General features: G+C 44.6%; 12 protein-coding genes. 10 read left to right on the top strand and 2 right to left on the bottom strand.

Features of this window, described 5'->3' with window-relative positions:
• Positions 1-57: 57 nt before the first annotated feature.
• Together GVV58_RS03695 and GVV58_RS03690 are read right to left on the bottom strand one after the other, a co-directional pair.
• On the bottom strand, positions 58-1,365 hold the full coding sequence (locus tag GVV58_RS03695) for a peptidylprolyl isomerase (RefSeq protein WP_100329628.1): 1,308 nt from the start codon (positions 1,363-1,365) through the stop codon (positions 58-60).
• A complete protein-coding gene (locus GVV58_RS03690; protein ID WP_159516025.1) occupies positions 1,365-3,818 on the bottom strand; it encodes an LPS-assembly protein LptD in 2,454 nt (817 codons plus the stop codon). The genes GVV58_RS03695 and GVV58_RS03690 overlap by 1 nt, the downstream gene beginning before the upstream one ends.
• A gap of 121 nt (positions 3,819-3,939) precedes the next feature.
• Between GVV58_RS03690 and GVV58_RS03685 the strand changes: the two genes are divergently transcribed.
• The 10 genes from GVV58_RS03685 (at position 3,940) to kdsB (ending at position 12,667) form a co-directional block, all read left to right on the top strand.
• A complete protein-coding gene (locus GVV58_RS03685) occupies positions 3,940-4,953 on the top strand; it encodes a phosphotransferase (protein ID WP_005170371.1) in 1,014 nt (337 codons plus the stop codon).
• Positions 4,954-5,643 carry an N-acetylmuramate alpha-1-phosphate uridylyltransferase MurU gene (murU, locus tag GVV58_RS03680; RefSeq protein ID WP_159516024.1) on the top strand — a complete coding sequence of 230 codons (690 nt, stop codon included), beginning with the start codon at positions 4,954-4,956 and terminating at the stop codon, positions 5,641-5,643.
• 85 nt (positions 5,644-5,728) lie between these two features.
• Complete coding sequence (gene rsmG / locus GVV58_RS03675; RefSeq protein ID WP_005170375.1) at positions 5,729-6,361, top strand: 16S rRNA (guanine(527)-N(7))-methyltransferase RsmG; 633 nt, start codon at positions 5,729-5,731, stop codon at positions 6,359-6,361.
• 25 nt (positions 6,362-6,386) lie between these two features.
• Complete coding sequence (locus GVV58_RS03670) at positions 6,387-7,169, top strand: ParA family protein (protein WP_159516023.1); 783 nt, start codon at positions 6,387-6,389, stop codon at positions 7,167-7,169.
• Positions 7,166-8,053 carry a ParB/RepB/Spo0J family partition protein gene (locus tag GVV58_RS03665; RefSeq protein WP_005097335.1) on the top strand — a complete coding sequence of 296 codons (888 nt, stop codon included), beginning with the start codon at positions 7,166-7,168 and terminating at the stop codon, positions 8,051-8,053. Before GVV58_RS03670 ends, GVV58_RS03665 begins: the two co-directional genes overlap by 4 nt.
• A 33-nt stretch (positions 8,054-8,086) precedes the next feature.
• Positions 8,087-8,725, top strand: coding sequence for a MotA/TolQ/ExbB proton channel family protein (locus GVV58_RS03660; RefSeq protein WP_005097334.1), 639 nt, complete (start codon positions 8,087-8,089; stop codon positions 8,723-8,725).
• 10 nt (positions 8,726-8,735) lie between these two features.
• A complete protein-coding gene (locus GVV58_RS03655) occupies positions 8,736-9,158 on the top strand; it encodes a biopolymer transporter ExbD (RefSeq protein ID WP_004278885.1) in 423 nt (140 codons plus the stop codon).
• Positions 9,158-10,885, top strand: a complete 1,728-nt coding sequence (gene msbA, locus GVV58_RS03650) for a lipid A export permease/ATP-binding protein MsbA (RefSeq protein ID WP_005097331.1) — start codon at positions 9,158-9,160, stop codon at positions 10,883-10,885. The genes GVV58_RS03655 and msbA overlap by 1 nt, the downstream gene beginning before the upstream one ends.
• Before the next feature lie 3 nt (positions 10,886-10,888).
• Complete coding sequence (gene lpxK / locus GVV58_RS03645) at positions 10,889-11,893, top strand: tetraacyldisaccharide 4'-kinase (RefSeq protein ID WP_100329623.1); 1,005 nt, start codon at positions 10,889-10,891, stop codon at positions 11,891-11,893.
• Positions 11,894-11,905: 12 nt separating this feature from the next.
• Complete coding sequence (gene kdsB / locus GVV58_RS03640; protein ID WP_100355374.1) at positions 11,906-12,667, top strand: 3-deoxy-manno-octulosonate cytidylyltransferase; 762 nt, start codon at positions 11,906-11,908, stop codon at positions 12,665-12,667.
• The last annotated feature ends 2 nt before the right edge of the window (positions 12,668-12,669 follow it).

Genomic DNA, 12,669 nt, shown 5'->3' with positions numbered 1-12,669 from the left:
TGGATAAAAATTAAAAAGCCAGCAATCTAGCGCTGGCTTTTTAAAATGGATCTGGGCTTAACGATTACGTTTAGGATCCAGTTGTGGATCTTTAATTTCTACATAGGCATTGCTGCGTGTTTCACGTAACCAGCTGTCCAGCTCGGCATCAAACTGTCGTTCACCAAGTAATTGACGGGCCATACGTTCTTGATATTCCTCTGTCATATCCTGTTGACGTGTTTCGCTGACTTGCAGGATATGCCAGCCAAACTGGGATTGAAACGGTTTACTGAACTGACCCACTGGGGTGCTTTTCATCTGTTGTTCAAATTCAGGCACCATTACCCCAGGGCTTACCCAGCCAAGACTGCCACCATCACGTGCTGAACCGGTATCATTGGAGAAAGTTGAAGCTAAAACAGTAAAATCTTCGCCTTGTTGCAGGCGGCTATATAAACTGTCAATCATCTGTTTGGCATTTTCCGGACTGACTACTTCAGAGGGTTGAATCAGGATGTGACGGGTCAAGTATTGAGGAACCAGGGCTTTTTGTTCGCCACCTTTACGTTCTAGTAGCTTGAGTACATGTACCCCATCAGCAACCGGAATGAGTTCAGAGGTTTGACCTGGCTGTAGGGTCGTGACACGTGCAGCCAGTTCTGCCGGAATTTCTGACAGGCTTCTCACGCCCATGTCAGCAGCTTCGACTTTAATGCCGCCAGTGCTGTATTTTTTGCTGATTGCCTGAATATCATTACTGTTATTCAGCTCTTGCTTTACCTGTGTAGCAATCTGTTCAGCATTTTCGCCGCTTACACGTAAATGCAGCACATGTACCTGACTGCCGAGTAAAGCCTGACCTTGCGGGGTATTTAGGAAGTTTTTAACATCCTGGTCTGTGATTTGAATCCGTGAAGTCACGACTTGTTGACGTAAACGATTCAGCGCTAAATCTTCCGCAATACGGTTGCGTAAAGAAGCATAGGTATTTGGCGCCATGGCATCCAGTTTTTGCTGGAAAGCTTCCAGACTGGTTGAGCCCGAATCGCGTGCAACTTTCAGTACTGCATCATTCAGGGATTTTTCATCGGGACGAATATTGTAGCGTTTAACTTGTTCAAGTTGTGCTTGACGAATAATGAGCTGCTCTAAGGCTTGTTGCTCAAGAAATTGTTGGGGTGGAACTGTCTGATTTTGCTTTTGCAGCTGATGAGAAATCTCGGCCACACCTTGAGCCAGATCACTACGCAGAATGATACTATTGTCGACCACAGCTACAACTTCATCTTTAGGTTGGGCAACAGCAAACGTCGTCATCGCTGAAGAAAGGCATAGCGCAAGTGCAGTCGCTTTAAAAATTTGTTTTAACTGTTTTGTCTTCATTAACGTTCTGTCCAAGTTTGATTGATATTGTTAAAACCTAGAATGCGATTTTCTAGTAATGAGGTGAGTTTGCTGCTTAACCCACCTAAGCCTTTCAGGCTGACCTCGGCCATAATAGCGCGTTTGGCTTTGACGTTTGAATCATTAACGTCGTCTAAGTCATTGTAATATGAACGACCATATACAGAAACTCCCCAACAGCATGACTCATAGTTGACCCCAAGTAAATATTCTCGTGCGACACTATTGTCGAGGTCAAACTGCGCATGTCCTACCAGACGCCAGTTGTTGGCAAGCGGCTGAATAAAGGAGCCGACGATATGATCATAACGGTCTTGACGGTTCGGAATGTCTTTACGATAGAAATAGCCGACGTTGTATAGATTGCCCTGATCGCCAGTATAATAAACCTGCACATCACGCTGCGCATTTTGACCATTCGACATCCAGCTGGAGTTTAAATTGACATGGACATTATTCGATAGCTGGCTGGTGAGCTGAATGACAGGCCCTGTATGGCTTTCACGGTCAAATTTGTCTGCATCCTGTTCCAGTGTGACACGGCGATCTTCAAAGAAGAAACTTTGACCGACACTCGCGCGTAGGCGTTCCAGACCTTCTTCATTAAACAGGCTATAACTCAGGCCTAAAGAGGCAAAGTTATTGTCTTCCAAGCGGTCGTTGCCATAGAAGCGACGCGCACTGAAAAGCTGATCATAATTAATCGAAGCAACGACTGAATCAAAGTTAGGTTGATTCTGCTGGTTTTCATAAGGTGAATAGGCATAGAACAGACGAGGCGTTAAGGTCTGTAAATAGGTGCCTTCTTTTTCGAAAATTAAGCCGGTGTCCAGCGTGAATTGTGGCACCACAATGGACTGGCTTTCACTAGAACCACCACGGTCTCGGGTTTTCTCATCATAGAAGGTATTGATGTTGCGTACAGATGCTTCCGGAATAAAAAACGACCACGGGTTATAGTGATTATAACGCACCGAAAAGTCGTTATAGATGCGGGTGCCACTTGGTTGATAAATCTTGTCATCATTTTGAGGGATATCAGCAAAATTTCTCAGGTCTTTCTGGAAATAAGCAGTATCGTTATTAAACTCAAGCTGTAATCCGAGTGGATTGCCAGTTTTATAATTGACTAAAAGCTGTGGCAAACGTGCATAAGGACGATCTTCATCCAGTACAGTTGGATCGAGTGTCTGGAAATCTTCGACTTTGAATTGTGCCTTTAAGCCGGGAATACCATTTTTATAATTGACTTCCCAGGCGCGGCGCAGGTTTAAGTCAGTTTTTGAGTTCGGGTTATTGTCCAAGTCGGCAAAGTAATCTTTGTCTGAGGCGTAATTATATTCCAGATTGGTCGAGAACTGATCGTTGATTTGCCAATTATGCAAGTAATGTAAGCTTTTACGATCCTCATTATCATAACTTTCATCCGAAGGTAGATAGCCACCCCAGATGCGACCTTCACCATAATTTTCTGTCAGATAACGGAACTCGCCATCTAGCATGGCACCACGATCACCAATATAGCGCGGAGTGAGGGTAGCATCGTACTGTGGAGCCAAATTCAGATAAACAGGAACACCGAGTTCAAGTCCGCCATCATTGGTAAAACCAAAAGTTGGCGTCAGAATGCCAGTAGTACGGCGGTCATCAATCGGGAAGTTGAAATAAGGGATTGCCAATACCGGAACGTCTTTGACATACAGTTTGGTATTGCGGGTTTCACCACGTCCGGTTTCCTGATTCAGCTTGATCTTTTCTGCCTGTATTTTCCAGGTCGGCTTTTGCTCAGGCGGGCAGGTAGAGTAAGTGGCATTTTCCAGTTCTATCGTATCAGTCGATGTTTTGGCAATCTTTTCTGCACGACCGTGGGCATGTTGCTGCTCTGCAATATAGAAACTGTTGTTTAAATCGCCCTGTTGGGTTTTTAAATTATAGTTAATATCATCACTTTGTGAGATCAGACCGCCTTGTGCTAACTGTACCTGACCTGCTGCTTTGGCATAGGTCTGGGTCTGATCAATGGTCACTCGTTCGGCACGGATTTGACGACCTTGCTGATCAATAACCACATTGCCTTCCAGATAGGAGTCGCCTGCCGGATCGTAATGTCCATAATCGGCGGTAATGGTCGAGGTGGCTTGGTCTGGCGCAATAGTCGCTGCATCTGGAGCGATCGGGGTGACCCAGGCACCTTCACAATAAGCCGAACTTAAATACTGTCCCTGACGTTGCTGCGCTTCAGCCGAGGATTTATCGACATAGTATTGTGAAAAGAAGGCTTCACCTGGATAGGTCTCATTAATGCGCTGTTTGAGTTGTTCTGCATTTACATCGGATGAGACAGTTGATGCAGCATAGCTTGAGGCTGAGCTGCCACATAAAAGGGTTAAGATCGCAGTCGCTAGAGGGTTGATTTTAAAGTGATGCTTCATTTGTCTCATTAACCAATCATGCTTTTATCGCAATTAATTATTGTCGCATCATAGAGAAAAAGTTGATAAGTAGCTACACTTAGCACTTTAAAAACTCAGCCTGTATTAGAATTAATTGCAAATGAATACACAACGCGAACAATTGATACAATCTTGGATTGCCTCTGTACTCGGTTCAGATCAATTTGAAACTCATTTTTTAGCAGGTGATGCCAGCTTCCGTCGTTATGCACGAATCAAACTGAATAATAAAACATTTATGCTGATGGATGCACCACCAGAAAAAGAAGATTGTGTGCCTTTTGTGACGATTGATGAATTTTTTGATGCGCATGGCGTGCGTGTTCCGCATATTGTCGCCAAAGATCTGGAAAATGGTTTTTTGCTGCTCGAAGATTTTGGCGATGTCCTGCTTTCCAATCTGCTGAATGAAGAGACGGTGGATGCTTATTATGAGCAAAGCTTTAAGCAGCTGATTCAACTGCAATCAATTGCTGGAGAAGGACATTTTCCGGAATACTCTTATGAAAAACTGATCTCGGAAATGCAGCTGCTGACTGACTGGATGTTGCCAGCCTTAAAGATCCAGCCGACTGAATCAGAAAGTGCCTTGATCAAACGTAGCTTTGCGATTCTGGCCAATGCAGCGCTGGCGCAGCCACAAGTGATTGTGCATCGTGATTTTCATAGCCGTAATCTGATGAAAATTGACAATGAAACCGAACTCGGTGTGATTGATTTTCAGGATGCCGTGATTGGTGCAGATACTTATGACCTGATCTCGATTACCCGCGATGCCTATGTACAGTGGAATGCTGATCGTGTCTATCGCTGGTTTGAAGCCTTTTATAATTTATTGCCAGCCTCAGCCAAAGAAGACCGTGATTTTGAGCAGTTCAAGAAAGATGCCGATATGATGGCGATTCAACGTCATATCAAAATTCTGGGTATTTTTGTGCGTCTGTTTGAACGTGATGGTAAGTCTGGTTATTTAAAAGATTTACCACGGGTGATGTGGTATTTATTAGAAGAATCTAAACCTTATCCAGAATTACAACCTTTTATGCAGTTTATGCATGAAAAAGTGATGCCGGCTTTTGAAGCAAAATATGGTTCATATGAGGTGGCTGCCTAAATGAAAGCGATGATTTTAGCCGCAGGCCTCGGTAATCGTATGCGGCCTTTAACGCTGCATACCCCAAAGCCTTTGCTTGAAGTCGGTGGCAAGCCGCTGATTGTCTGGCATATCGAGAAACTGGCTGCGATTGGCGTCACTGAAATCGTGATCAATACTGCATGGCTCGGTGAAAAACTGGCACAAGCCCTGGGTGATGGCTCACAGTTTGGTGTCAAGATTCTGTGGTCACATGAAGGTGAAGGTCTGGAAACGGCAGGCGGGATCATTCATGCCTTGCCGCTTTTGGGTAATCAGCCTTTTATCCTATTAAATGGTGATGTCTGGACCACAATGGATTTTGCACCTTTATTAGATGTTGATCTGAACGATAATTTGGCACATCTGGTCTTGGTCGAAAATCCGCAGCAACATCCAGAGGGTGATTTCACCCTTGCAGAAGGGAAGGCTTATACCTTTGATCAGCAGGTCGAGGGTGAAAACCTGACTTTTAGCGGTGTATCCGTCATCAGTCCAAAAATATTTGAAGGCTTAGAGGCTGGAAAGCGTCCTTTGGCACCTTTATTGAAGGCAGCGATGCTGAATCATCAAGTGGTTGCCTCTAAACTGGCAGGTATTTGGGTAGATGTCGGCACGCCTGAACGTTTAACGGCACTAGATTTGGCAATCCGTGAAGCTAAGTCTGTTTAAGTGAATATTCACTAAGCACTGCCTACTATGACAAGATATAGAAAACGGTATACTTCCACCTAACTTTTTCGAGCGTAGATTGTTTATGCACATGTTTTTTCAAGAACTAAAGCAGGGTAGCCAAGCTTTGGGTTTAGAGCTATCTGAAGAAGCTTTGAATTTATTACTCAAGTATCAGGACGCTTTGGTGCTGTGGAACAAAGCATATAATTTAACTGCGATCCGTGATCCGAAAGAAATGCTGGTCAAGCATCTGCTGGACAGTCTCAGCATTCTAAAAGATCTGCCAGCGGGCCGTCTGCTCGATATCGGTACGGGTGGCGGTATGCCAGGTATGATCATTGCTTTATGTCAGCCTGAGCGTGAATGTGTATTACTCGATTCAAACGGTAAAAAAATTCGTTTCCTGAAGCAGTTTATTGCCGATCTGAAACTTAAAAATGTCATTGCGGTGCAAACGCGTGTAGAAAATGAAGACAGCATTAACGAGCTGGGTCAATTCGATGTGATTACCAGTCGTGCATTTGCATCTCTGACTGACTTTGTGGATGCCTCTAAACCGTATATGCATGAACAGACCATTATTGCCTCGATGAAAGGCTTAATTCCTGAAGATGAAGTCGCTGCTTTAAAAAATGAATTTAGTTGTGAGATTATTGAACTTAAAGTTCCGCGCTTAGACGAACAGCGTCATTTACTGCTATTAAAACGTATTTAAGAATTTTAAAGGGATTGGGGGCAACATGGCACAAATTATTGCGATTGCAAACCAAAAAGGTGGTGTTGGTAAAACCACAACCGCAGTAAATTTGGCGGCATCTTTAGCTGTGTTAAAAAAGCGCGTTTTGCTGGTCGATATGGATTCGCAAGGCAATGCAACCATGGGGTCGGGCATTCAAAAGAATGACTTGCTCTATTCGGTCACCGATGTATTGCTGGGTGAAGTGCCGATTGAAACGGCGATCGCCAAGGCAGAGGTCGGTTATAAGGTTCTGGGTGCCAACCGTGATCTGGCTGGGGTTGAGCTGGCAATTGCAGAGCAGGAAGGACGTGAATTCATCCTGCGTGATGCATTGCAAGAAGTCGAAAAGTCATTTGATTATATTATTGTTGATTGTGCGCCAAGTCTGAGCCTGATTACAGTGAATGCTTTGGCAGCGGTTGATGGTGTGCTGATTCCGATGCAGTGTGAATATTATGCACTGGAAGGTCTGGCTGATTTGACCCAGACCATCGATCGGATTCAGCAAGCATTGAATCCAGACCTGCAAATAGTCGGTGTATTACGTACCATGTATGATGCGCGTAATGCCTTGACCCGTGATGTCTCTGAAGAATTAGAACAATATTTCGGTAAAAAACTGTATGACACCGTGATTCCACGCAATATTCGTCTGGCTGAAGCACCAGCACACGGTTTGCCGGTGATTTATTTTGAAAAAAGCTCAAAGGGTGCAGTTGCTTATTTAAATCTGGCAGCTGAAGTATTAAAGAAAAGCAAAGTGAAAAAAGGAAGTAAAGCATGACCGTCAAGAAACGTGGACTCGCTAAAGGTCGTGGCTTGGATGCCTTGCTAGGCTCAATTCAAAAAGAAAAATTACAGATGGAAGCCCAAGGTCTTGATCATGGTCAGCTCAAACAGATTGATGTGAACCTGCTCAAGCGTGGTGAATACCAGCCGCGCCGTTATATCAACGAGCAAGACTTGCAAGAGCTGGCGGCATCGATTGAAAAACACGGCATTATGCAGCCGATTGTGATTCGTCCGGTCGATGACGAACGCTATCCTTATGAAATTATTGCCGGTGAACGTCGTTGGCGTGCAGCGCAGTTGGCAGGTCTGACTGAAATTCCTGCGATTGTGCGCGAACTTCAGGATCAGGTCGCGATTGCATTGGCTCTGATTGAAAACATCCAACGTCAGGATCTGAATCCGATTGATCAGGCCATGGCTCTGCAACGTTTCCATGAAGAATTTGGTTTAAGCCATCAGGAAATTGCAGACACAGTCGGCAAAGCACGTACTACGGTCAGTAACTTACTTCGCCTGCTCAGTCTGGCTGAAGAAGTGAAAGACTTTATGCAGCAAGGCCTGCTGGATATGGGGCATGCGCGTGCGATTCTAACGCTGAAGGCAAAAGACCAGCTCAAAGTCGCTGATATCGTGATTGAAAAAAGCTTGTCTGTTCGTCAAACCGAGCAGTTAGTCCGTGATTTTAATGCACCTAAACAAGAAAAAGTAAAACAAGCGCTTGCACCGGATATTCAGCAATTGACCCAGCGCCTTTCAGAGCGTTTCAGTGCTGATGTGAAAATTGACTATAACAAACAAGGTAAAGGAAAATTAGTCATTAGTTATCATTCTTTAGAAGAGCTGGATGGCATTCTTTCTATTTTAGAAGATGAATAATTTATATATTTTTTTTATTGGGGAATAAATTAGATGTGGGAATTGGTTAAAGCGGGTGGCTGGCTCATGCTGCCACTGGTCTTGTGTTCTATCTTTATGTTGGCGATTTCGATCGAGCGCCTGATTCGCCTGAAGAGGAAAGCGGTACTTCCGTCTACACTTCTGATGAGTCCAGTGCAAAATGCATCACAAGTCATGCAAAAAATTCAACAAAGTACAGAATTGAAGCACAGTACTTTAGGCCGGGTATTTGCAGCAGGCTATGCCAGCAAGCCGCAGGGCGAACAGTATGCCCGTGCACAAATGGAAGTGATGGCATCGCAGGAAATTGGTTATCTGGAAAAGAATATTAACTTTCTGGGAACCTTAAGTGCTGTGGCGCCATTGCTGGGTTTGTTGGGGACTGTGCTTGGGATTATCGAATCTTTTCTGATGATCGATGTGGGGACTGGGAGTGATCCGGTATTGATGATGCCAGGTATTTCCAAAGCCTTGATTACCACAGCAGCCGGGATGCTGATAGCAATTCCGGCACTTTTTGCCCATCGTTACTTCCAGCGACTGGTTCAGGAATATGTGGCGGAGCTTGAACAGCAGGCGACCTTGTTTCATGCGGATCTTTTTTATCGCAATATTGCAGATATAGACCAAGATATGCAAAAAGCCAGCTAGGAGGCGGATGATGAAATTCAAACGCAACCAGGTTGAAGATGTGCATATTAATCTGACCCCTATGATTGATTGTCTGCTGTTTATTCTGGTCTTTTTACTGTTATCGACAACATTTAGCCAAATGAGCCGTATGAACTTGACCTTACCAGATGCGCAGGGTGTTCCGCCTAAAAGTTATGATCAGAAAGTTGAAGTGATTGTGGATGCCAATGGTCATTATGCAGTCAATGGTCAATCCTTGGCCAGTAAAGAAGTCGCAGATTTAAATACTGCAATTAAACAGATTTCTAATGAACGCCGTGATTTAATGTTCGTCATTGCCGCTGACGCGAAAGCCAGCCATCAGGACGTGATTCGCGTTATGGATGTGGCCGGGCAGCTCGGCTTTGTCAATATTAATATCAGTACCAAAGTACCTACCCGAGGTTATTAGTGAAGCACGATTTTAAGGTCTATCTTCGCCTTTTAAGTTATTTAAAACCCTTTTGGGGCATCGGATTGCTTGTCCTGCTCGGTTTTTCTATTAATGCGGCTACAGAAGTTTCTGTGGCTAAATTACTGGAATATATTATTGAGGCCATTCAAGACAAAGACCAGAGTTTCACTTCGCTTTTCCCGTTTTTAGTGGTTGTCCTGATGTTCTTTCGTGGGCTGGGATTATTCATGGGGGGTTATTTTACTGCGGTGATTTCCCGTAATCTGGTGTTCAATATCCGTCAGGAAGTTTTTGCAAAACTGCTGCGTTTACCGTCTCAGTATTATCTGGACAATACCAGCGGGCATATTACTGCCAAGATCATGTATAACGTGGAACAGCTGACCGCTGCCTCAACAGAAGCGTTAAGAACCCTGTTGCAACAAGGTTTGATTACGATTGCACTATTAGGTTATCTGTTATATAGCAACTGGCGTCTGACCATGTGTATCCTGATTTTTGCACCCGTCATTGGCTTTGTGATCAGTAAGGCAGCTAGACGGATGCGTAAATTGTCACAGCAAGTGCAAGATACCATGGGGGATGTCAACCATGTGGTTCAGGAAACGGTCAATGCCAACCTGATCGTCAAGGGTTTTGGCGGCCAAAGTTACGAGCAGGAACGCTTTAAGCAGAACTCGCTGGAAAACTTGCGTCGTGGCTTGAAAATGGTCGCTGTGCAGCAGTTGAACAGTCCTGTGGTTCAGCTGATCATGTCTATTTCACTCAGTATTGTCATGTTTATTGCCTTGCGTCCACAGATCCTTGGCGATACCTCTGCCGGTGAATTTGTGGCTTATATTACGGCTGCGGGCATGTTGGCAAGACCAATCAAGGCTTTAACCGATATCAATGAAAAAATTCAACGGGGTATGGCCGCAGCGCATTCGGTATTTGAATTGCTGGACATGCCCGAAGAAAAAAATACCGGGACTTTAAGCGATAGCTTAAAAGGTAATATTCAGTTTAAAGATGTCAACCTGTTTTATGATGATGGTCATCATGCCATTCGTGATTTTAATTTAGAGGTAAAAGCTGGTGAAACGGTTGCTCTGGTTGGGCGTTCCGGTGCCGGTAAAAGCTCACTGGTGAATTTGCTGGTACGTTATCAGGATACAACGTCAGGTCAGCTTCTACTGGATCAGAAACCGATTGAAGACTTTGAGCTGACTGCTTTGCGTACCCAGATTGCGATGGTGAATCAGCAAGTGGTGCTGTTTAATCGGACTGTGCGAGAAAATATTGCCTATGGTCAGCTCGAAGGTGCGACTGATGAAGACATTATTGCAGCAGCAAAAGCCGCTTATGCACATGATTTTATTATGGCTCTGCCAAAAGGTTATGATACCCAACTGGGTGCTCAAGGTTTAAATCTGTCTGGTGGTCAGCGTCAGCGCATCGCGATTGCACGTGCGATTTTGAAAAATGCCTCTATTCTGATTCTGGATGAAGCAACCAGTGCCCTGGATAATGAATCCGAATACTTTATTCAGCGTGCCTTTGATCAGGCCATGCAAGATCGTACAACCATTGTGATTGCACACCGTTTATCGACGATTGAAAATGCGGATCGTATTGTGGTCATGGATCAGGGGTGTATTGTCGAGCAAGGGACTCATGCAGAACTGATTGCATTGCATGGGGCTTATTATCAGCTGCATCAACGTAATTTTGAGGAACAATAAGTTATGGCATTGGCGCAAATCATTCAGGATGCTTGGAATGCACAGGCAAAGTGGCTGGTGGTGCTGCGTCCTTTGTCATGCTTGTATCGTTTAGGTTTTGTCAGCAATCGCTGGCTGTACCAGAAAGGGATCAAGACAAGCTATAGTGCTCCGGTTCCGGTCATGGTGATTGGCAATATCACTGTCGGTGGTAGTGGTAAAACCCCTTTGCTGATTCATCTGGTTGATTATTTAACTCAACAAGGTGTAAAAGTTGGGGTGATTAGCCGTGGTTATGGCGGCAAAGGTCCATTTCCGGCTTATGTGGATTTTAATACCTTGCCTGAGGTCGTCGGTGATGAGCCTGCCTTGATTGTACAGGCGACGGGCGTGCCGATGGCCGTAGGGCCAAACCGGCAAAAAAGTATTGAACTGTTACTGCAAAGACATCAGTTGGATCTGATTATTTGTGATGATGGTTTGCAGCACTGGGCTTTAAATCGTCAGATTGAATGGATTGTACTGGACAATAATCGCGGTCTGGGCAACCAAAAACTGCTTCCGGAAGGCTATCTGCGTGAACCGGTGACACGCTTGGAAACAGGAACGGTAATTGAACATTCGGCAAGCCCAAGTTCTGAGCTGCATATGCATCTGGCTGCATCACAGCCTTATCTACTCAATCAAGACAACAATAAAATCTTCGATTCTCAGTCGGCTTTTTATGCCGTGGTGGGAATCGGTTTTCCGCAACGCTTTTATCAGACCCTGAAAAATCTGGGCATAGAACAATTCCAATGTCATGAATTTCCCGATCATCATGATTATGACATTGAGGATCTACAGTTTGATGATGCCAATCCGATCATTACCACGGAAAAAGACGCAGTCAAGATTATGGCATTACTGAAACAATATCCCGATTTTAAGCAGGATATCTGGGTGGTGCCAGTCGATGCAGTATTATCGCCAGCCTGCTATACGGTCTTGCAGCAACAGTTACAACAATACGGTATTCAAATTTCTTAAGGCTTATTCAGTATGAAACACATTGTTATTCCTGCACGTTTTGCCAGTTCACGTTTGCCGGGTAAACCCTTGCTGGACATTCATGGTCGTCCCATGATTCTGCGGGTAGTGGATCAAGCCAAAAAAGTACAAGGTTTTGATGATTTGTGTGTGGCGACCGATGATCAGCGTATTGCTGAGGTTTGTCGTGCCGAAGGTGTTGATGTGGTGATTACTTCGGTGGATCATCCTTCTGGGACAGACCGCCTCAGTGAAGTAGCGCGGATCAAAGGCTGGGACAGTCACGATATTATTGTCAATGTGCAGGGTGATGAGCCTTTATTGCCGGCACAACTGGTGAAACAGGTGGCACAACTTCTAGAAGATCAACCGGATTCTTCGATGTCGACGCTATGTGAGCCGATTCATCAACTAGACGAATTTAAGCGTGACAGCATTGTTAAAGTGGTGATGTCCAAACATAATCAAGCTTTGTATTTTAGCCGTGCCACCATTCCTTATGACCGTGATGGCGCGAAACTGGCTGAAGCAAAACTGCATAATCAGGCCTATCGTCATTTAGGTTTATATGCTTACCGTGTAAAACTGCTTCAAGAATATGTCACTTGGGAGATGGGGGTTCTGGAAAAACTGGAATCCCTAGAGCAATTGCGGGTACTGGAAAATGGTCACCGTATTGCGATTGCCGTGGCTGAAGCCAATTTGCCACCGGGTGTGGATACTCAAGAAGATCTGGATCGATTGAATCAAATGGATCTTTCTCATTTTGCTTAAGA

The sequence above is a fragment of the Acinetobacter sp. 18QD2AZ41W genome, assembly GCF_009829025.1.
In the GTDB taxonomy this organism is placed as follows: domain Bacteria; phylum Pseudomonadota; class Gammaproteobacteria; order Pseudomonadales; family Moraxellaceae; genus Acinetobacter; species Acinetobacter pseudolwoffii.
This window is presented reverse-complemented; position numbering and strand designations above follow the sequence as displayed.